Raw genomic sequence first — 18,406 nt, forward strand, 5'->3', positions numbered from 1 at the left:
CGGCTCTGGATTGCTGCGCTGCGCTCGCAGTGACGGCTTTTTAGCCGATATGCGTATGCGCAACTCAGGCTTTCGGCGCGCGCTTCCGGATCAACCCTTCCTGCGCGACGCTCGCCACCAGTCGACCGTCCTGCGTGAAGATACTGCCGCGGTTCATGCCGCGTGCATGGCCCGCCCAGGGACTATCGGTGACGTAGAGCAGCCATTCGTCCGCACGGAACGGCTCGTGGATCCACAGGGCGTGGTCCAGGCTCGCGGTCTGCATTTCGGGCATCAGCCAGTTGACGCCGTGCGGCATCATGCTCGTCGCCATCAGCGCCATGTCGGACGCATAGGCGAGGGCCGCGCGATGCAGTGCCGGATCGTCGCCGATCGGCGCGGCGGTGCGGAACCACGCGGCGTTGTTCGGCGCGCGCTTCTCCGGCAGGAACCAGCTGCGCGGGTACAGCGGGCGCATCTCGATCGCATTCTGCCGCCGCGTGAAGAAATCACGAAACTTCTCCGGCACCTTATCCGCAACGGCGAGGCGCAGCTCACGTTCCGATTTCAGCGTCTCCGGCGCCGGCACCTCGGGCATCGTGTCCTGATGGTGCAGGCCGTCCTCGGGCGTCTGGAACGAGGCGGTCATCGTCAGGATCGGCTGGCCCTGCTGCATCGCCACCACCCGGCGCGTCGCGAAGCTCTTGCCGTCGAAGTCACGCGTCACCTGATACACGATCGGGAAATTCTCGTCGCCCGGCCGCATGAAATAGGCGTGGAGCGAATGCGCGTCCTTGCCCTCGACCGACCGCTGCGCCGCCTGCAATGCCTGCGCGATCACCTGACCGCCGAACACCCGCCCGCGGCCGCCCGGTTGGCGGGGGCCGCGGTACAGATCGGTATCGAGCGTCTCGACGTCGAGCAGCGTGACGAGCATCGCCGCCAGCTCCTCCGGCGTCCGCTCGCGGTGTTCGGTGGTGGCTTGGTCGCCCATCAATAGCCTGCCGCGCGCGCCAGCCGGTCGGCATGGAAGCCGGTGTCGCCGAACATTTCGGCAAGCACCCGGGCCCGCTTCATGAAGAAGCCGATGTCATATTCGTCGGTCATGCCGATGCCGCCATGCATCTGAACGCCTTCCTGGACGCTGAGCGTCGTCGCCATGCCGGTCATCGCCTTGGCGACCGACACCGCCTCGTCCGCCTCATCCGATCCGGCGTCAAGCAGTTGCTGTGCCTTCAGCACCGCGGCGCGCGCGACCTCCAGCTCGCTGTAGAGGTGCGCGGCGCGATGCTGCAGCGCCTGGAAGCTGCCGATCAGCGTGCCGAACTGCTTGCGTTCCTTCAGATAGCCGACGGTCATGTCCATCGCGCCGCCCGCGACGCCCAGCATCTCGGCCGACGCACCCGTCCGGCCGGCACGCAGCAGCCGGTCCAGCCCGCCGCGCCCGCCATCGACCTCACCGATCACCGCATCGGCATCGACGGTGACCCCGTCGAAGGTCATCCGCGCGGCAAGGCTCGAGTCGGCCAGCCGTTCGGGCGACGCCGTCAGCCCCGCGGCATCTCGCGGCACCGCGAACAGCGTCACGCCGTCCGCCTCCTCCGCCGACCCGGCGGTGCGCGCTGCGACGATCAGCAGGTCGGCGACATGGCCATGCGCGACGAACTGCTTGGCACCGTTCAGGCGAAAGCCGTTGCCGGCGCGCTCTGCGGTCATGCCGATCCCGTCGCGATGCTTGGGACCTTCGTCGATCGCCAGCGCGGCGATCGTGTCGCCTGAGACGATGCCAGGGAACCAGCGTTCCGCCTGCGCGCTCCCCTTCAGCGCCTCGACCGCTGCGACCGCCGTGGCGAGGAAGGGGGAGGGGCACAGGTTGCGCCCGATCTCTTCCAGCACCACGCCCGCTTCGACATGGCCCAGGCCCAGGCCACCCTGTGCCTCGGGCACCAGCACGCCGTTCAGGCCCATTTCGGCAAACTGCTTCCACAGATCCCGTGAAAAGCCGGTGGAGTCATTCGCATCGCGAAGCGCACGGAGGTGGCTGACGGGCGCATGTTCGGCGACGAAGTCCTTCGCCGTATCGCGCAGCATCGTCTGTTCGTCGTTGAGGTAGAGGGGCATGTCCGTATCTCCGTCACCCCAGCGAAGGCTGGGGTCTCGCGCCACCGGCGCGGGCTACAACAGGGAGACCCCAGCCTGCGCTGGGGTGACGTAAGGGGCTTACGCTCCCGGCAGTTCCAGGATGCGCTTGGCGATGATGTTGAGCTGGATCTCGCTGGTCCCGCCTTCGATCGAATTCGCCTTGGTTCGCAGCCAGGCGCGCGGCGCAGCGCCGCTATTCGACCGCTCGCTTTCCCATTCCAGCGCGTCCGATCCGCCCGCCGCCATCATCAACTCGTGGCGGTCCTTATTCAGCTCGGTCCCGACGTACTTCATCATGCTCGGCTGGGCAGGGTGCGCACGGCCGGCCTTCAGTTCGTCGATGAAGCGTTCGCTCATCGCCGCGAACGCCTTGGCGCGGACCTCGAACAGCGCGATCTGCGTGCGCAGCACCGGGTCGGCGAGGCGGCCGTCGTGGTCCAGCCCGATCGTCGCGATCGCGCCTGCCACCAGCGGGCTTTCGCCCTGACCGCCGAGGCCCATGCCGGAGATCATCTCACGCTCGTGGCCGAGCAGGTATTTGGCCACGTCCCAGCCCTTGTTTTCCTCGTGGATGCGGTTCGCCTTGGGCACCTTCACATTGTCCATGAAGGTTTCGCAGAAGGGCGAATAGCCGCTGATCAGCAGGATCGGCTTGGTCGAGACGCCAGGGCTCTCCATGTCGAACAGCACGAAGCTGATGCCGCCCTGCTTGGACGCCTTGCTGGTGCGGACGAGACAGAAGATCCAGTCGGCCTTGTCGGCGTAGCTGGTCCACACCTTCTGCCCGTTGACGATATAATGATCGCCCGCATCCTCGGCACTGGTGGCGAGGCCCGCGAGGTCGCTGCCGGCATTGGGTTCCGAATAGCCCTGGCACCAGCGGATCTCGCCGCGCGCGATCTTGGGCAGATGTTCTAGCTTCTGCTCTTGGCTGCCGTATTTCAGCAGAGCCGGCCCGAGCATCGAAATGCCGAAACTGTTGAGCGGATTGCGGGCCCGGATCGCGCGCATTTCCTCGCGCAGCACCTTGGTTTCCGCCGGCGACAGCCCGCCGCCGCCATATTCCTTCGGCCAGTCGGGCACGGTCCAGCCACGCTCGCCCATCACCTTCAGCCATTGCGCCTGCGCAGGGTTGGCGGCGGGATCGTAATGGCGCCCGCCCCAGCAGACGTCCTGATCCCCACGGATCGGCTCGCGCATCTCCGGCGGGCAGTTCGCCTCCAGCCACGCGCGGGTCTGCTCACGAAATTGGTCGAGGTCTGTCATCATCAGCTCCAGGCAAGCGCATGGGCCGCGCGGGCGGCGGCGAGGGCGGTGCGGTCTTGGTACAAATCGGCGATCACCTGCACACCGATCGGCAGGCCGCCGCCATCGCGGCCGATCGGCACACTGGTCGCGGGCAGCATCGGCAGCGTGGCGAGGCCGGGGAAGGCGAACTGGTGCAGGAACGGCGTGTCCTCGCCGTCGATGTCGAGCCGCCGGTGGGGCAGGGGGGTGTCGTCGTGCGGAAACGCGGTCATGCCGACAGTCGGCGCGATCACCACATCATATGTTTCGAGCAAGCGGCGCCACTGGCGCTGCACGCGTGCCTGCTCGTCATGCAGGTGCAGCCAGGTCGCCAGCGTCGGCGGTTCATGCCCCGGCGGTTGCGGCCCGCGCACCGACATCGCGATGTTGAGCATCTGTTCGTAAGCGGCGTTCTGCCGTTCGAGGTCGGGCAGCCGGTCGCTCGCCGTATCGACCGTCGCACCCTGCGCGCGGAAGCGCTCGGCAAGATCGTCGATCGCATCCCGGATCGCGCGCTGCACCTTCGCCTTGGGCGCGTCGACCAGCAGCAGGATGCGCCACTGGTCGCCATGGCGTTTGGCGGGTGCAAGCGGATGATCGGCGACGATCTTCAGCGCCGTTTCCAAATCGTCCGCGTCGCGCGCCAAGGGCCCAATCACCGACAGGACCGATTTGGCGAAATCGGTGCCGGGAAAGAAATGGCCGTCGGTCGGCAGCACGCCATAGGTCGGCTTGTGCCCCCAGACGCCGTTGAATGCCGCGGGCACGCGGATCGAGCCGCCGATGTCTGACCCGAACTCGAGCGGCACCATGCCACTCGCCAGCGCGACCGCCGACCCGCCCGACGATCCGCCCGCCACGCGCGCCGGATCGAACGCGTTGCGCGTGCGGCCGTAGATGGGATTGTTCGACTGGATATCGGCAAGGCGCGGCGGCACGTTGGTCTTGCCTAGGATGATCGCGCCCGCGGCCTTCAGCCGCTGCACGGCAACCGCATCCTCCGCGGCCACGAAATCGCGGAACTGCTCGACGCCGAACGTCGTCGGCAGGCCGGCGACGTTGAAACTTTCTTTGATCGTCATCGGCACGCCGAGCAACGGCGCGTCGAACCCTTCCGCGATCCGCGCGTCGAGCGCACGCGCCGCGTCGCGGGCGCGATCGTAGTCCTTTACGACAACCGCGTTGAGGTAGGGATTCGCCGCCTCGATCCGCGCGATCGCGGCTTCGGTTTCGGCTAGCGCGGTGGTGTCACCGGCACGGACGGCCGCAGCGGTGGCGAGGGCGGACCGCTCGATCATGCCATCCTCCCCGGCACGGGGAGGGGGACCATGGCGCGTAGCGGCATGGTGGAGGGGGAGGGCGGCAGGCGATGCGCTCGTGGCAAGCCCCCACCACCACGCCCTACGGGCGCGGTCCCCCTCCCCGTGCCGGGGAGGAATGCGCTCATTTCAACCGCCCACCGCTGGCCGCGGCATCCTTCAGGCTCTTCGCCGCGGTGAAGCCGTGCTTCTCCAGCCCCGCCACGATCTTGCCCAGCCCCTCGCTCTGCGCCCAGAACATCGGGCCACCGCGATAGACCGGCCAGCCATAGCCGTAGATCCATACCACATCGACGTCGCTCGCGCGCTGTGCCTTGCCCTCTTCCAGGATCAGCGCGCCTTCGTTGACCATCGTGTACAGCGTCCGCTCGACGATCTCCTCGTCGGTCACCTCGTGCTGCGGCGTGCCGGTCTTGTCGCGCCATTCCTGGATGATCTCGGCGACGCGAGGGCTGGGGGTGGGGTTCCGCTTCTCGTCGTAATCGTAGAAGCCCGCCTGCTTCTTCTGTCCCCAGCGCCCTTCGGCAGCGAGCGCGTCGCGGACGTTCTCGATACGGTTCGGGTCGCGGTGCCAGCCGATGTCGACGCCCGCGAGGTCGGCCATCTGGAACGGCCCCATCGGCATGCCGAAGGCGACGTGGACGCGGTCGATCTGTTCCGGCGTCGCGCCTTCCAGCAGCAACTTGTTTGCCTCGACCTGGCGCGGCATCAGCATGCGGTTGCCGATGAAGCCATAGGTGACGCCGGCCACCACGGCGACCTTCTTAATCTTTTTGGCAAGGTCCATGACCGTCGCCAGCACGTCCGGCGCCGTCTTCGCGCCGCGCACGACCTCCAGCAGCTTCATGACGTTGGCCGGCGAGAAGAAGTGCATGCCGACGACATCCTGCGGCCGCTTGGTCACCGCGGCGATCTCGTCGATGTCGAGGTAGGAGGTATTGCTGGCCAGGATCGCACCGGGCTTCGCCAGACCGTCGAGCCGCGTGAAGATCTCCTTCTTCACGTCCATATTCTCATACACCGCCTCGATGATGAGGTCGCATTCGGCCAGTGCGTCGAAATCGAGCGTCGGGGTCAGCGCGCCCATCGCCGCTTCGACCTGTTCGGGCTTCATCCGGCCCTTGGCGGCGGTCGCCTCGTAATTCTTGCGGATCACGCCGGTGCCGCGATCGAGCGCCTCCTGCGCCATTTCGACGATCGTCACGGGGATGCCGGCGCTCAGGAAGTTCATCGCGATGCCGCCGCCCATCGTGCCGGCACCGATCACGCCGACACGCTTGATCGGCCGCTTGACGGTGTCGGCTGGGACGTCGTCGATCTTCGCGGCCTGGCGTTCGGCGAAGAAGATGTGGCGCTGTGCGGCGGATTGGTTGCCCATCATTAGCTTCACGAATTCCTGCCGTTCGAAGGCGATGCCGTCTGCGAACGACGTCTCGGTCGCCTTGACGACGCAGGCGATGTTGGCGGCTGGTGCATCGAAACCGCGGAAGCGGCGGCCGTTGGCTTTCTGGAACGCGGCAACCGCCTCAGGATCGGGCTGCACCGTCCGCTCGGATGCGCGGGGAATCGGTCGCTTCGCCTTCACCTCGTTCGCAAAGGCGATCGCATCCGCCGCCAGGCTATCCTCGCCGACGATCCTGTCGATCAGGCCGGCCTCCTGCGCCTTCTTCGCGCTGATCGGATCGCCCTTGGCGGTCATCTCCAGCGCCATCGCGACCCCGGCGATGCGCGGCAGACGCTGCGTGCCGCCCGCACCGGGCAGCAGGCCGAGCTTCACTTCGGGCGTGCCGAGCTTAGCCGAGGGCACCGCGACACGATAATGGCAGCCCAGCGCCACCTCGCACCCGCCGCCCAGCGCCGTGCCGTGGATCGCCGCGACGACGGGCTTGGTCGACGCTTCGATCATGTCGACCACGGTCGGCAGGCCCGGCTCGACCATGGCTTTTCCGAATTCGGTGATGTCGGCGCCGGCGAAGAAGGTACGGCCGTCGCAGCGGATCACCATCGCCGCGATCGAGGCATCTGCGACGCCTTCCTTGATCGCCGCCTCCAATCCCTGCCGCACGGCTGCGCCCAGCGCATTGACCGGCGGGTTGTCGGAGATGATGACGAGCACGTCGTCGTGGCGTTCGGTGCGGATCGGCGAGGTCATGGACAGTCCTTCCTAAGGCGTCCCCCGGTCGGCGCCGGGGTCACGAAATGATCAGTTGAGCGCGGCGTAGATCATCGTCTTCAGCTCGCGCCGGATCGGATAGAGGCCCGACGGGCTCAGCTGCGTCATGAACACCATGTGCAGCCGTTCGACGGGGTCGATAAAGAAGGCGGTCGAGAACATGCCGCCCCAATAATATTCGCCCTTGGATCCGGGCATCATCGTGCGGGCGACGTCCTGCGTCACGGCAAAGCCCAGGCCGAAGCCGGTGCCGGCATTCTGCGTCTCGCTGAACAGCGAACGCGACAGGCTGCTGAGGTCCTTTCCGCCCGGCAGGTGGTTCATCGTCATCAGCTCGAGTGTCTTGCGGCCGACGATCCGTGCGCCGTCCAGCGTCCCGCCATTTTCGCACATCCGGCAGAAGCGGTGATAATCGAGCGCGGTCGACACGAGGCCGCCGCCGCCCGAGAGCAGCTTGGGCTGCCGGCTCCACGCGCTCGCCTCGCCGCGATCGTAGATCACGCGGCCTTTGCCCTCGACCAGGGTGTAGCAATCGGTCAGCCGGTCGGTCTTGTCGTCGGGCACCGCAAAGAAGGTGTCGTGCATGCCCAGCGGGGCGAAGATGCGCGTGGTGAAGAATTGGTCGAGCGGCATGCCCGACACGCGCTGCACGACCGCACCCAGCACGTCGGTCGCCACGGAGTAATTCCACGCCGTTCCCGGCGAAAATTCCAACGGCAGCTTGCCCAGCGCCGCGACGAATCCGTCGAGGTCGTGGTTGCCGTGCCAGCTTTCCAGCTTCGATTCGCGATGCGCGGCGTCGATGTTCGACCGATTCTGGAAACCATAGGTCAGGCCGGCGGTATGGCGCAGCAGGTCGAGCATGCGCATCGGCTCGGTGGTCGCTTTGGTGACGAACGGAACGCCGCCACCGCCGCCGTCATAGACGCCGATGCCTTTGAATTCGGGCAAAACATGGTGGACGGGCGTGTCGACCGCGACCTTCCCCTCCTCGACCAGCATCATGAATGCCAGGCTGGTGATCGGCTTGGTCATCGACGCGATGCGGAACAGCGAGCGTTCGTCGATGCTCGGACCGCCCTCACGTGCCGGCCCTTGGTGCGAGAAATGCGCGATCGCTCCCTCCCGCGCGATCAGCAGCTGCGCGTTCGGCAGGCGTCCGGTGTCGAGGTAGCGCGCCTTCAGGAACGCGTCGATGGTCGCCAGCCGATCCGGGTCGAAGCCCAGCGCGCGTGCATCGGTGTCGGCCATGCGGTGACATACCCCAGTTTCGAACTTATCTGCTCTATTGCCTTGAGCGGCGGCGGAATCAACAGTAACCTTTCATCGAAACGCCGTAACCGCAAGCGCGGGCGGGCCGATATGGAGAGGATGCCGACATGGCCAGCGAGCCCGCTAGCGAGCCGATCGTACCCCTGCCGCCGACATGGCCGGCGCTGCCGCTGGCTCAGGTCGACGCGCTGCTGACCGCGCCCGGCGCGAAGTTCGAGATGGACGAAGTCGTGATCCGCGGCCTGCCGACTCGGGTGTGGAAGAACGCGCCGCCGTCGATGCGCTTCCTGATCGAGGCGAGTCGCGGTCATGGCGACCGATTGTTCGTCATCTACGAGGACGAGCGCGTGTCGTATGAGGCGCATTACCGTGCCGTCGCCGCGCTCGCCGCACATCTGGTGGCCCTTGGTATGAAGAAGGGGGATCGCGTCGCGCTCGCCATGCGCAACCTGCCCGAATGGCCCGTCGCGTTCTTCGCCGCGGTATCGATCGGCGCAATCATGGTGCCGCTTAACGCCTGGTGGACGGGCGCCGAGCTCGATTACGGCCTGCGCGATTCGGGCGCGCAGGTGTTGATCGTCGATGACGAGCGCCATGCGCGGCTGCACGATGTCTACGACGCCTTGCCGCAATTGGAGCGGGTGATCGTCGCGCGGGCCTCGACGCCGCTGGCGGAGGGCGTGGAGCGGCTGGAAGATATCATCGGTACGCCGCATGACTGGCCGAATCTGCCCGCCACGCCGCTGCCGCCTGCCGAGATCGCGCCCGACGACGATGCGACGATCTTCTACACCAGCGGTACGACCGGCGCTCCCAAGGGGGCGCTGGGCACCCACCGCAATTTCATGACCAACATCCTGTCGAGCGGCTTTACCGCGGCGCGCAGCTATCTGCGCCGGGGCGAAACGCCGCCCGATCCTACGCCGCGCGTCAGCCTTACTGTCATCCCGATGTTCCACGTCACGGCCTGTTCGGCGGGGATGATGGGAACGATCGCGACCGGATCGACGACGATCTACATGCGCCGCTGGGACACGGTGCGCGCGCTGGAGATCATCGAGCGTGAGCGCGTCAACATGACCGGCGGCGTGCCGACGATCGCCTGGCAGCTGCTCGAACACCCCGATCGCGCGAAATACGATCTCTCGTCGCTGGAAACGATCGCTTATGGCGGTGCACCCTCGGCGCCCGAGCTGGTGCGGCGCATCTATCAGGAATTTGGTGCGCTGCCCGGCAATGGCTGGGGCATGACGGAAACGACCGCGACGGTGACGCAGCATGGCGCCGAGGATTATCTTAACCGCCCGGCGAGCGCCGGCGCCCCCGTTGCGGCGGCGGACATCGAAATCCGTGCCGACGATGGCGTCACCGTGCTGCCTCGTGGCGAGATCGGCGAGCTCTGGGCGCGCGGGCCGATGATCGTGAAGGGCTATTGGAACAAGCCGGAGGCGACCGCGGCGACCTTCGTCGATGGCTGGGTGCGCACCGGCGACCTCGCGCGGATCGATGACGACGGGTTCCTGTTCATCGCCGATCGCGCCAAGGACATCGTGATCCGCGGCGGCGAGAATATTTATTCGATCGAGGTGGAGAACGTACTCTACGCCCACCCCTCGGTCACGGACGCCGCGCTGGTCGGCATTCCGCACCGGACGCTGGGCGAGGAGCCAGCGGCAATCGTCCATCTGTGCCCAGGCTGCACCGCGACCGAGGCGGAATTGCAGGGGTTCGTGCGCGACCGGCTGGCGGCGTTCAAGGTGCCCGTCGCGATCCGGTTCCTGCCCGAACCGCTGCCGCGCAATGCCAATGGCAAGATCCTGAAACGCGAGCTGAAAGCGCTGTTCGAGGATCATTCCGCCGCCGCGGCCTGACCGGCTGCAAACAGGAGGGTGGCGGCGCGCGAAAATGCGCTAGAGCAGAGGGATGGCCGACGATCCCGATCCTGCTCCCCCGTCACCCTCCATCACGCCCGAGGAGCAGATCGCGCTCGGCGCGCCGCTGATGCCCGGCACCCGCAGCGAGATCGGCCGCATTGCGCAGCGCCGCGATCGCTTGCTCGCTGCCTTCACGCTTATCGCGGGCATCGGCCTTGCCCTCGGCACGCCCTTCGCGCTCAAATCGGGCGCGGAATTCTTCCTGCCGCTGACGACGGCGCTGGTGATCGCTATCGCGCTGGTGCCGGTGCTCGAATGGCTCGAACGGCGCGGCATCCCCTCCGCCATCGCTGCGCTATTCTGCATCCTGGTGTTCCTGATCATCGCCAATATCGCGATCGCGGCCATCGTGGTGCCGGCGACGGACTTCTTCCAGCTGCTCCCCAGCCGGATCACGCGGATCCAGCACAATCTGTCGCCGCTGCTAGACCTCTACTCGACGCTCGAAAAATCCGTGAACAAGATGTTCCGGCAGATTGCTTCGACACCGGTGCGCCAGCCGCAGACCGCCGCGGTCGCGCCGCCCAGCTCGATCCTGGAACTCGCCGCGACGTCCGCGCCGACGGTCATCGTCCAATTCTTCTTCGGTATCCTGATCGTTTTCTTCTTCCTTTCGGGCTGGACCGGCCTGCGCAAGAAGACGATCACCGGACGCACCAGCTTCGACGGCGCAATGGCGACCGCCCGCGTGATCCAGGACGTCGTCGATGACGTGTCCGCCTATCTGGGCACGATTACGCTCATCAACCTGACCCTGGGCGGCATCGTCGCGGGCGCGCTGTATTTCCTCGGCATGCCGTCGCCGTTGATGTGGGGCGGTATCGTCGCGCTGCTCAACTACATCCCCTATTTCGGGCCGATCCTGGCGGCATTCCTGCTCGCGATCGGGGGGTTGATGACCTTCACCGACATCTGGCTGGCGCTGATCCCGCCGGGCGTGATGATCGGCTGTCACCTCGTCGAGGCGAATGCGATCACGCCGCTGATCGTCGGGCATCGGCTGACGATCAGTCCGTTGATGATCCTGGTGTCGATCAGCTTTTGGGGCTGGGTATGGGGCACGACGGGCGCCGTGCTGGCGGTGCCGCTGCTCATCATCATCCAGACCGTGCTGGGCGCGGCGGGCAAGCCCGACATTGCCGGATTCCTGTTCGAACACGGCACATTGGTGCATCAGGAACGTGCCCGACGCCGCCGCAGTGAGGGGGAGGGCGAAGAAGGTCGTTGACACCCCCCGCGCCCTCGCTTAGTGGGCGCGCCTCAACGCTTTCAGCGGGTGTAGCTCAGTTGGTTAGAGCGCCGGCCTGTCACGCCGGAGGTCGCGGGTTCGAGCCCCGTCACTCGCGCCATTCCATCCCGGAATGGTATGATTTGCCGAGACAAGCATAGCGCATTGCGCCGCGTGCCGAACACGCGGGTGTAGCTCAGTTGGTTAGAGCGCCGGCCTGTCACGCCGGAGGTCGCGGGTTCGAGCCCCGTCACTCGCGCCACCGGTCAGGACCGGTGGCATCCGCCCGATGGGCGATGATTTTTCTCACACGCCCTCGTTGGCCTTGGCCTGTTGTCGATGGCCTATGCGCGAACGGAACGCGTGTGGCCCGTGCCGTCGATCATCGCAGGGGGCAAGGACAGCGTTACCGCCAGCGCCCGGTCTCCATCCAAAGCAGCAGCGGCTTTAACGGCAGGATCCATACGATCCCGGCAACGAGATAGAAGGGCGCCTGCAGCCACCACGGCCACGTGATGACGACTTCCGACAGGCTGACGATCCCCACGCACCAGATTGCGATCAGGCTCAGGATGATGAGCATGCCGGCGGGCTTGCGCCACGTAGGGGTCATAAGGCGATCCAGTCTGATTCGGTGGCGATGGCGTGCAGCGGCATATCCCACGGATCGGCGGGCAACGCAGCGACTCGCTGCACCGACCAGGCAATTCCCACCCGCCACGCATCGGGATGGGCGGCAAAGGCGCGATCGTAATGACCTGCCCCTTGCCCCAGACGGTTTCCGGCGTCGTCGAAGCCCAGCAGCGGCGCCAGGATGATGTCGGGCGACACCTCCGGCGCATCTGCTGCGGGTTGCAGCAGGCCGAAGACGCCGCGCTCCAGCGGTTGCGACAGGTCCCACGACAGGAAGCGAAGCGGCGCGGCGCGCGTCGTGACATGCGGCAGTGCGAGCGCGCATCCAGCCGCGCGGGCAGCGTCGGCGAGCGGCGCGGGATCGGCCTCGCTGCCCAGCGGCATATAGCTTGCGACGATCAGACCCGGCCGCAACCGCGCAACGAACGCGGCCGCCAACCCGATCGGCGCCGTCGGCGCAAAACCGTCACGAACAGCGCGCAGCCGGGCGCGGAGGGCGAGCTTGTCGGTCATCGCTCCACGCGGTCACGAGAGGAGAGGGGCGGGTGGCGGGACCGCCATGGCCGTGTGCCAAAATATCCACTGACGCCCTGTAACGTCAGGTGGGGACCATGTGCGTCGGACCAGGATCCGGGCAGGGACAGCCCCCATGGATGATGAATAGCCTCAGGGATAAAGTAAGGCTCGTACCGGGCAGAACCCGCCGCCGACCAATTTAGGATGCGCGGAGCGCACTGGCAATGGGGCAGGGACCTTATCCTGCCGCCGGATCGTGCTCCAGTGCGTCGGCCAGCGCCTCCAGCCGATCGGCGATGCGCTGCAACGCCGGTTCGCTCACCGCCGCGCCCTCGGGCGGGCGCTGGCGGACGTCTTCCAAGGCGTCGGCGAGCATCAGGGCGACGAACAGCATCGCCCGCTCGCCCGGTACGCCGCCCGCCGCGCGCAGGGCTGCCGGCCAGCGCTCGTCGAGCATCTTGCCCAACTCAACGAGATGCGCTTCCTCCCCGTCGCGGCAGGCGACGGTGTGCGGACGACCGCCGATCGGCAGCGAGACGTTCGCCATCAGGCCGTCGTCCCACGGGCGATCACGTCGTCCAGTGCGGTGACCGCTTCGGCCATGCGCGCTTTCAGCGCCGCATGCCGGCGCGCCAGCGCATCGCCAGCCGCGGCGCGGGCCGCGATCGCGGTTTCGATTCGGGCGATCGCCGCGTCGATGCGATCGACGGCGCTCGGCGTATCGGGGGACGTGTCGGGAAGCGGTTCGGCCATACCTCCTGACCTAGGCGTGCGCCGGGGCAGCGGCAAGTCGTCAAACCGCTTCGCGCAAACACGATCCGCGCATCGCCCGCGGTTGACAGACGGGCGTTCCCCCTCGCAAAGGCGGGGCCGCTTTAACACGTTTAACGCGGCCCCGAATCCGACGCGCCGCGACCCATTGCGAGGAGTGAAGCAGATGACGGTGAAGGTTGCGATCAACGGCTTCGGCCGCATCGGCCGACTGGTGGCGCGCGCGATCATCGAACGCGGTGCCGGCGACCTCGAACTGGTCGCGATCAACGACCTCGCCGATGCCAAGTCGAACGCCTGGCTGTTCAGCCGTGACAGCGTCCACGGCAAATACCCCGGCACCGTCACCGCCGAAGGCAATGACCTCGTCATCGACGGCAAGCGCATTCGCGTCACCGCCGAGCGCGATCCTGCCAACCTGCCGCACAAGGAACTGGGCGTCGATCTGGTGCTCGAATGCACCGGCTTCTTCACCGACAACGTCTCGTGCCAGAAGCATATCGATGCGGGCGCCAAGAAGGTGCTGATCTCGGCCCCGGGCAAGGGCGTCGACCTCACCGTCGTCTATGGCGTCAACCACGACAAGCTGACCGCCGAGCACACGATCGTCTCGAACGCGTCCTGCACCACCAACTGCCTGGCGCCGGTCGCCAAGGTGCTGAACGACACGGTCGGTATCGAACGCGGTCTGATGACCACCGTTCACGCCTACACCAACGATCAGAAGATACTCGACCAGATTCACCCGGACCTGCGTCGTGCCCGCGCCGCGGCGATGAGCATGATCCCCACCACCACCGGCGCGGCCCGTGCGGTGGGCGAAGTGCTGCCCGAACTGAAGGGCAAGCTGGACGGTTCGGCGATCCGCGTGCCGGTGCCCGACGTCAGCCTGATCGACCTCACCTTCACCCCCAAGCGCGACACGACGAAGGACGAGGTCAATGCGATCCTGAAGGCCGCCTCGGAAGACGGCCCGCTGAAGGGCGTGCTGGTCTATTCGGACGAACCGCTCGTCTCGATCGACCTGATGCATTCGCCGCAGTCGTCGACGGTCGACAGCCTGGAAACCGCGGTGCTCGACGGCAAGCTGGTCCGCGTCGTCAGCTGGTACGACAACGAATGGGGCTTCTCGAACCGCATGGTCGACACTGCGACCGCCATGGCGAAGTTCCTGTAAGGCACCGCCTATGACCCACCTCGTCATTGCGAGCGGAGCGAAGCGATCCAGAGCGTCACGCACGACGCTCTGGATGGCCGCGTCGCCGCGCGCGTGGCGATGACGGGGTGGGTATGAAGACCGAGGGTACGCTCGTCGGCATCGCACGCCACGCGTTCCCGAAGGCGCCGATGGAACTGGTCGACGCCGTCGACGTGACCGTCGAGGGTGGGCTGCACGGCGATTTTCGCGGTGCGGTGAAGCCCGGCGGCCGTGGCAAGCGGCAGGTGACGCTGATGGAGCGCGGCGACTGGGATGCCGCCATGGCGGACCTCGGCCATACGATTCCGTGGCAGGAACGGCGCGTAAACCTGTTGGTCGACGGCTTCGACATCCCGCAGGTACCCGGCACACGGCTGCGCATCGGCGTGGTTGAGCTCGAAATCACGGTCGAATGCGATCCGTGCAGCCGCATGGAGACGATCGCGACCGGGCTGAAAGCGGCGCTGACCCCCGACTGGCGGGGCGGGGCCTGTACGCGCGTCAAGGTGCCCGGCCGGATCGCGATCGGCGATCCCGTGTCGGTCGTCTCTTTCTCTTAAGATCTGAAGGACGATATCATGGCTAAGGCCTTCAAGACGCTCGACGATATGGGCGAAGTTCGTGGCAAGCGCGTGCTGGTGCGTGAAGATCTGAACGTCCCGATGGCGGACGGTGCGGTGACCGACGACACGCGGCTGCGCGCGACCCTGCCGACCGTTACCGAACTCGCCGACCGTGGTGCGATCGTGCTGATCCTGGCGCATTTCGGCCGGCCGAAAGGCACGCCCAACCCCGACATGTCGCTCCGCCGTATTGTCCGCCCCTATTCCGCCGTGCTGGGCCGCGAGGTCCGCTATATCGATTGGGAGGGTGACGAGGCGGCCGTCGCGACGCTGCAACCCGGCGATATCGCGGTTCTTGAGAACACCCGCTTCTTCGGCGGTGAAGAAAAGAACGATCCGCAAGTCGTTGCACGCTTTGCGAAATTGGGCGATCTCTACGTCAATGATGCCTTTTCCGCGGCGCACCGTGCGCATGCCTCGACCGAGGGGCTGGCCAAGGTGCTGCCCGCCTTCGCCGGTCGTGCGATGGAAGCCGAACTCGACGCGCTGGAAAAGGCGCTGGGCAATCCCGACCACCCCGTCGCGGCCGTCGTGGGGGGCGCCAAGGTGTCGACCAAGCTCGACGTGCTGAAGCACCTCGTCACCCGCGTCGATCATCTGATCATCGGCGGTGGTATGGCCAACACCTTCCTCGCGGCGCGCGGCGTCGATGTCGGCAAATCGCTGTGCGAGCATGACCTGACCGGCACCGCGGAAGAAATCCTCGAGGCCGCGGATCGTGCCAATTGCACCGTTCACCTGCCGTATGACGTCGTGGTGGCGAAGGAATTCCGCGCCAACCCGCCGGTACGCACCGTCAACGTCCACGAAGTCGCGGCGGACGAAATGATCCTCGACGTCGGCCCAAGTGCGGTCGAGGCGTTGGGCGATGTGCTGAAGAACTGCCGCACGCTCGTGTGGAACGGCCCGATGGGCGCATTCGAGACGCCGCCGTTCGATGTCGCCACCGTCAGCCTGGCGCGCACCGCCGCGGCGCTGACGCAGGACGGCAGCCTCGTCTCGGTGGCTGGCGGCGGCGATACCGTCGCCGCGCTCAACCAGGCCGGCGTCGCTGACCGCTTCACCTTCGTTTCGACCGCCGGTGGTGCCTTCCTCGAATGGATGGAAGGCAAGGCGCTGCCGGGCGTCGCCGCGCTCACCGCCTGATCCGAATGCGAGACGCCGCTCAAGTCGGCGGCGTCTCCTTCAACAACGGCACGACGATCGTGTTGAGATCGTCGAGGTCCAGCGATGCCGCCTTGGCGTAGCGGACGACGCCTGCACGATCGATGACGTAATTGGTCGGCACGGCATTGCCGATCAGTGGATATTTGCCCTTCACCCGCCGTGTCGGCGTGATCGCCATCGCGGCGAACAGCGGCTTCATCCGAAAGACCGGCACCGAATCCTCGGTGGCCACCGCGAACACGCGCAGGCCGTGCTTCTGCTGCGTGCGATAATAGGCATCCAGCAGCGGCAGCTCTGCGCGGCACGGCACGCACCACGTCGCCCAGAAATTCAGGATCACCACCTGTCCGCGCAGATCGGCGAGCCGCACTTTACTGCCGTCGATCAGCGTCAATTCCGCGTCCGGCGCGGGCTTGCCGACCAGCGGCGACGCATAACGGTCCGCTGCGGCGCCCGCGCCACTCGCAGTCAACAGCGCAGCGACGATCGCCAGTCGGATTGGTGTCATGATCGTTCCCCCTTGACCAGCATCAAGCGTCCTTTGGCGTATGTCGTCAAGGCTGCACTCGCCCCTTGCGCAAGCCCATGCCACGCCGTAGGTTAAACGCGTTAAACAGGCAGGGAGCTGGCATGCTCGGAGTGCGCCTCGACACCGAATTGGAAGAGCGGCTCGCCGCGGTCGCGCGCACGCAGGGTCGCAGCAAAAGCGACATCGCGCGCGAGGCGGTGCGTCGCTACGTCGACCTGCACGACGACGCCTATCGCCGCGAGGCCCGCCGCCAGTCGACCCGCGCATCGCAACGCGCATCGAGCGACGATGTGATCTTCTGGCAGGATGCGCGCGCGTGGAAATAAGGCATGGCGGCATCGTGTTGGTCGATGGACCCGACGGCGCGCCGGCGCGGCCGTGTGTCGTCGTCCAGTCGGATCTGTTCAACGCGACGCACGCGACGATCACCGTTTGCCCGCTCACCTCGGTGATCGGGGGCGAGGCGCTGTTCCGCGTCGTGATGTCACCCCGGGAACACAATGGCCTGACCGCCGAGTGCGAGGTGGAGGTCGACCGGATCACCAGCGTCGCCCGCGAGCGTATCACCGCGGTGATCGGCGATGCCAGCCCCACCCGCATGGAGCAGATCGACCAGGCGCTGCGGCGCTGGCTGATGCTCTGACGACCCCATTTCACGACGTGCCCCCGAAGGAGCCATCCATGACCACGACCGTCACGCCCGCCGTCAAGGCGATCCTCGACAAGTATGAAGCCACCAGCCCCGCGGTGAAGGCGAACCTCGCCCGCATCCTGATGCAGGGCAAGCTGGGCGGCACCGGCAAGCTCATCATCCTGCCCGTCGATCAGGGCTTCGAACACGGCCCGGCGCGCTCGTTCGCGGTGAATCCGCCGGCCTACGACCCGCATTATCACTATCAGATGGCGGTGGACGCCGGCCTTTCGGCCTATGCCGCGCCGCTTGGCCCGCTCGAGGCGGGTGCCGACACCTTCGCCGGCCAGATCCCGACGATCCTGAAGGTCAACAGCTCGAATAGCTGGGCGACCAGCATCGACCAGGCGGTGACGGCGAGCGTCGGCGATGCGGTGCGCCTCGGCTGTGCGGCGATCGGCTTCACCATCTACCCCGGCTCGGACCAGATTTTCGAGCAGATGGAAGAGATTCGCGAACTGTCGGAAGAGGCGAAGGCTGTCGGCATCGCGACCGTCATCTGGAGCTATCCGCGCGGCGGCAAACTCAGCAAGGACGGCGAGCTCGCGCTCGACGTCGGCGCCTATGCCGCCCACATGGCGGCGCTGCTCGGCGCGCACATTATCAAGGTGAAGCTGCCGTCGGCGCATATCGAGCAGGACGAAGCCAAGAAGGCGTATGAGGGCACCGACTGGTCGAACCAGGCGGACCGCGTCCGCCACGTCGTTCAGTCGAGCTTCGCCGGTCGTCGTATCGTCGTCTTCTCGGGCGGTGCCGCCAAGGGCGCCGACGCGGTCTATCAGGACGCGCGCGACATCCTGGCGGGTGGCGGCAACGGCTCGATCATCGGCCGCAACACCTTCCAGCGCAGCCGCGAAGACGCGCTGGAGATGCTGGCCAAGCTCGTCGCGATCTACAAGGGCGAGGCGTAAGGGTTTGATCGGGCGGTGCCGGTCCGCTCGTCC

General features: G+C 66.6%; 19 protein-coding genes and 2 tRNA genes. 10 read left to right on the plus strand and 11 right to left on the minus strand.

The window, feature by feature from the left end:
• Positions 1-64: 64 nt before the first annotated feature.
• The 6 genes from ACGVWT_RS00550 to ACGVWT_RS00575 form a co-directional block, all read right to left on the minus strand.
• On the minus strand, positions 65-973 hold the full coding sequence (locus ACGVWT_RS00550) for an acyl-CoA thioesterase II (RefSeq protein WP_315462224.1): 909 nt from the start codon (positions 971-973) through the stop codon (positions 65-67).
• Positions 973-2,100 carry an acyl-CoA dehydrogenase family protein gene (locus ACGVWT_RS00555; RefSeq protein ID WP_315462223.1) on the minus strand — a complete coding sequence of 376 codons (1,128 nt, stop codon included), beginning with the start codon at positions 2,098-2,100 and terminating at the stop codon, positions 973-975. The genes ACGVWT_RS00550 and ACGVWT_RS00555 overlap by 1 nt, the downstream gene beginning before the upstream one ends.
• Positions 2,101-2,199: 99 nt before the next feature.
• The gene (locus tag ACGVWT_RS00560) at positions 2,200-3,390 is read right to left on the minus strand and encodes an acyl-CoA dehydrogenase family protein (RefSeq protein ID WP_315462222.1); all 1,191 of its coding nucleotides are present in this window, start codon (positions 3,388-3,390) and stop codon (positions 2,200-2,202) included.
• A complete protein-coding gene (locus ACGVWT_RS00565) occupies positions 3,390-4,706 on the minus strand; it encodes an amidase family protein (RefSeq protein WP_315462221.1) in 1,317 nt (438 codons plus the stop codon). The genes ACGVWT_RS00560 and ACGVWT_RS00565 overlap by 1 nt, the downstream gene beginning before the upstream one ends.
• A gap of 145 nt (positions 4,707-4,851) precedes the next feature.
• Positions 4,852-6,879 (minus strand): 3-hydroxyacyl-CoA dehydrogenase NAD-binding domain-containing protein, encoded by a 2,028-nt coding sequence (locus tag ACGVWT_RS00570; RefSeq protein ID WP_315462220.1) that lies wholly within the window; start codon positions 6,877-6,879, stop codon positions 4,852-4,854.
• 51 nt (positions 6,880-6,930) lie between these two features.
• Entirely contained in the window at positions 6,931-8,151 is a 1,221-nt protein-coding gene (locus ACGVWT_RS00575) for a serine hydrolase domain-containing protein (protein WP_315462219.1), read from the minus strand.
• A 128-nt stretch (positions 8,152-8,279) separates the two neighbouring features.
• Here ACGVWT_RS00575 and ACGVWT_RS00580 point away from each other — a divergent pair, with 128 nt between their 5' ends.
• The 4 genes from ACGVWT_RS00580 to ACGVWT_RS00595 all read left to right on the plus strand — a co-directional run bounded on the left by ACGVWT_RS00580 (position 8,280) and on the right by ACGVWT_RS00595 (position 11,596).
• A complete protein-coding gene (locus ACGVWT_RS00580) occupies positions 8,280-10,043 on the plus strand; it encodes a class I adenylate-forming enzyme family protein (protein ID WP_315462218.1) in 1,764 nt (587 codons plus the stop codon).
• Between the two features lie 52 nt (positions 10,044-10,095).
• Positions 10,096-11,334: an AI-2E family transporter gene (locus ACGVWT_RS00585; protein WP_043059768.1), complete on the plus strand. Its 1,239-nt coding sequence runs from the start codon at positions 10,096-10,098 to the stop codon at positions 11,332-11,334.
• 44 nt (positions 11,335-11,378) lie between these two features.
• Positions 11,379-11,455, plus strand: a tRNA-Asp gene (locus ACGVWT_RS00590).
• A gap of 64 nt (positions 11,456-11,519) precedes the next feature.
• Positions 11,520-11,596 (plus strand) — tRNA-Asp (locus ACGVWT_RS00595).
• Between the two features lie 144 nt (positions 11,597-11,740).
• On the opposite strand, the gene ACGVWT_RS00600 is transcribed toward ACGVWT_RS00595, so the two are convergent.
• The 4 genes from ACGVWT_RS00600 to ACGVWT_RS00615 form a co-directional block, all read right to left on the minus strand.
• Positions 11,741-11,947, minus strand: coding sequence for a DUF2842 domain-containing protein (locus ACGVWT_RS00600; RefSeq protein ID WP_315462217.1), 207 nt, complete (start codon positions 11,945-11,947; stop codon positions 11,741-11,743).
• Positions 11,944-12,480 (minus strand): 5-formyltetrahydrofolate cyclo-ligase, encoded by a 537-nt coding sequence (locus ACGVWT_RS00605; protein WP_315462216.1) that lies wholly within the window; start codon positions 12,478-12,480, stop codon positions 11,944-11,946. The genes ACGVWT_RS00600 and ACGVWT_RS00605 overlap by 4 nt, the downstream gene beginning before the upstream one ends.
• A gap of 241 nt (positions 12,481-12,721) precedes the next feature.
• Positions 12,722-13,030, minus strand: a complete 309-nt coding sequence (locus tag ACGVWT_RS00610) for a cell division protein ZapA (protein WP_043059765.1) — start codon at positions 13,028-13,030, stop codon at positions 12,722-12,724.
• Entirely contained in the window at positions 13,030-13,236 is a 207-nt protein-coding gene (locus ACGVWT_RS00615; RefSeq protein ID WP_116462256.1) for a hypothetical protein, read from the minus strand. Before ACGVWT_RS00615 ends, ACGVWT_RS00610 begins: the two co-directional genes overlap by 1 nt.
• A gap of 184 nt (positions 13,237-13,420) precedes the next feature.
• On the opposite strand from ACGVWT_RS00615, the gene gap reads away from it, so the two are divergent.
• The 3 genes from gap (at position 13,421) to ACGVWT_RS00630 (ending at position 16,221) form a co-directional block, all read left to right on the plus strand.
• Positions 13,421-14,431, plus strand: coding sequence for a type I glyceraldehyde-3-phosphate dehydrogenase (gene gap / locus ACGVWT_RS00620; RefSeq protein ID WP_020486529.1), 1,011 nt, complete (start codon positions 13,421-13,423; stop codon positions 14,429-14,431).
• A 113-nt stretch (positions 14,432-14,544) separates the two neighbouring features.
• Positions 14,545-15,012, plus strand: coding sequence for an MOSC domain-containing protein (locus ACGVWT_RS00625; protein WP_315462215.1), 468 nt, complete (start codon positions 14,545-14,547; stop codon positions 15,010-15,012).
• An 18-nt stretch (positions 15,013-15,030) separates the two neighbouring features.
• On the plus strand, positions 15,031-16,221 hold the full coding sequence (locus ACGVWT_RS00630) for a phosphoglycerate kinase (RefSeq protein ID WP_315462214.1): 1,191 nt from the start codon (positions 15,031-15,033) through the stop codon (positions 16,219-16,221).
• Between the two features lie 19 nt (positions 16,222-16,240).
• Here the strand turns inward: ACGVWT_RS00630 and ACGVWT_RS00635 are convergent, their stop codons facing one another.
• Positions 16,241-16,750, minus strand: coding sequence for a TlpA disulfide reductase family protein (locus ACGVWT_RS00635; RefSeq protein WP_294284809.1), 510 nt, complete (start codon positions 16,748-16,750; stop codon positions 16,241-16,243).
• 122 nt (positions 16,751-16,872) lie between these two features.
• Between ACGVWT_RS00635 and ACGVWT_RS00640 the strand changes: the two genes are divergently transcribed.
• The 3 genes from ACGVWT_RS00640 to ACGVWT_RS00650 are packed head-to-tail and all read left to right on the plus strand — an operon-like array spanning position 16,873 to position 18,373.
• Positions 16,873-17,097 (plus strand): ribbon-helix-helix protein, CopG family, encoded by a 225-nt coding sequence (locus ACGVWT_RS00640; RefSeq protein ID WP_029720425.1) that lies wholly within the window; start codon positions 16,873-16,875, stop codon positions 17,095-17,097.
• Positions 17,088-17,414: a type II toxin-antitoxin system PemK/MazF family toxin gene (locus tag ACGVWT_RS00645; RefSeq protein WP_243402994.1), complete on the plus strand. Its 327-nt coding sequence runs from the start codon at positions 17,088-17,090 to the stop codon at positions 17,412-17,414. The genes ACGVWT_RS00640 and ACGVWT_RS00645 overlap by 10 nt, the downstream gene beginning before the upstream one ends.
• A 38-nt stretch (positions 17,415-17,452) precedes the next feature.
• The gene (locus tag ACGVWT_RS00650) at positions 17,453-18,373 is read left to right on the plus strand and encodes a class I fructose-bisphosphate aldolase (protein WP_116462251.1); all 921 of its coding nucleotides are present in this window, start codon (positions 17,453-17,455) and stop codon (positions 18,371-18,373) included.
• Positions 18,374-18,406 lie beyond the last annotated feature (33 nt).

The organism is Sphingomonas sp. S6, assembly GCF_043498045.1.
In the GTDB taxonomy this organism is placed as follows: Bacteria; Pseudomonadota; Alphaproteobacteria; order Sphingomonadales; family Sphingomonadaceae; genus Sphingomonas.

Excerpts from the sequence above, each read along its gene's own strand:
- ACGVWT_RS00550 (WP_315462224.1), bottom strand. The coding sequence starts at position 973 with ATGGGCGACCAAGCCACCACCGAACACCGCGAGCGGACGCCGGAGGAG.
- ACGVWT_RS00555 (WP_315462223.1), bottom strand. The coding sequence starts at position 2,100 with ATGCCCCTCTACCTCAACGACGAACAGACGATGCTGCGCGATACGGCG.
- ACGVWT_RS00560 (WP_315462222.1), bottom strand. The coding sequence starts at position 3,390 with ATGATGACAGACCTCGACCAATTTCGTGAGCAGACCCGCGCGTGGCTG.
- ACGVWT_RS00565 (WP_315462221.1), bottom strand. The coding sequence starts at position 4,706 with ATGATCGAGCGGTCCGCCCTCGCCACCGCTGCGGCCGTCCGTGCCGGT.
- ACGVWT_RS00570 (WP_315462220.1), bottom strand. The coding sequence starts at position 6,879 with ATGACCTCGCCGATCCGCACCGAACGCCACGACGACGTGCTCGTCATC.
- ACGVWT_RS00575 (WP_315462219.1), bottom strand. The coding sequence starts at position 8,151 with ATGGCCGACACCGATGCACGCGCGCTGGGCTTCGACCCGGATCGGCTG.
- ACGVWT_RS00580 (WP_315462218.1), top strand. The coding sequence starts at position 8,280 with ATGGCCAGCGAGCCCGCTAGCGAGCCGATCGTACCCCTGCCGCCGACA.
- ACGVWT_RS00585 (WP_043059768.1), top strand. The coding sequence starts at position 10,096 with ATGGCCGACGATCCCGATCCTGCTCCCCCGTCACCCTCCATCACGCCC.
- ACGVWT_RS00600 (WP_315462217.1), bottom strand. The coding sequence starts at position 11,947 with ATGACCCCTACGTGGCGCAAGCCCGCCGGCATGCTCATCATCCTGAGC.
- ACGVWT_RS00605 (WP_315462216.1), bottom strand. The coding sequence starts at position 12,480 with ATGACCGACAAGCTCGCCCTCCGCGCCCGGCTGCGCGCTGTTCGTGAC.
- ACGVWT_RS00610 (WP_043059765.1), bottom strand. The coding sequence starts at position 13,030 with ATGGCGAACGTCTCGCTGCCGATCGGCGGTCGTCCGCACACCGTCGCC.
- ACGVWT_RS00615 (WP_116462256.1), bottom strand. The coding sequence starts at position 13,236 with ATGGCCGAACCGCTTCCCGACACGTCCCCCGATACGCCGAGCGCCGTC.
- gap (WP_020486529.1), top strand. The coding sequence starts at position 13,421 with ATGACGGTGAAGGTTGCGATCAACGGCTTCGGCCGCATCGGCCGACTG.
- ACGVWT_RS00625 (WP_315462215.1), top strand. The coding sequence starts at position 14,545 with ATGAAGACCGAGGGTACGCTCGTCGGCATCGCACGCCACGCGTTCCCG.
- ACGVWT_RS00630 (WP_315462214.1), top strand. The coding sequence starts at position 15,031 with ATGGCTAAGGCCTTCAAGACGCTCGACGATATGGGCGAAGTTCGTGGC.
- ACGVWT_RS00635 (WP_294284809.1), bottom strand. The coding sequence starts at position 16,750 with ATGACACCAATCCGACTGGCGATCGTCGCTGCGCTGTTGACTGCGAGT.
- ACGVWT_RS00640 (WP_029720425.1), top strand. The coding sequence starts at position 16,873 with ATGCTCGGAGTGCGCCTCGACACCGAATTGGAAGAGCGGCTCGCCGCG.
- ACGVWT_RS00650 (WP_116462251.1), top strand. The coding sequence starts at position 17,453 with ATGACCACGACCGTCACGCCCGCCGTCAAGGCGATCCTCGACAAGTAT.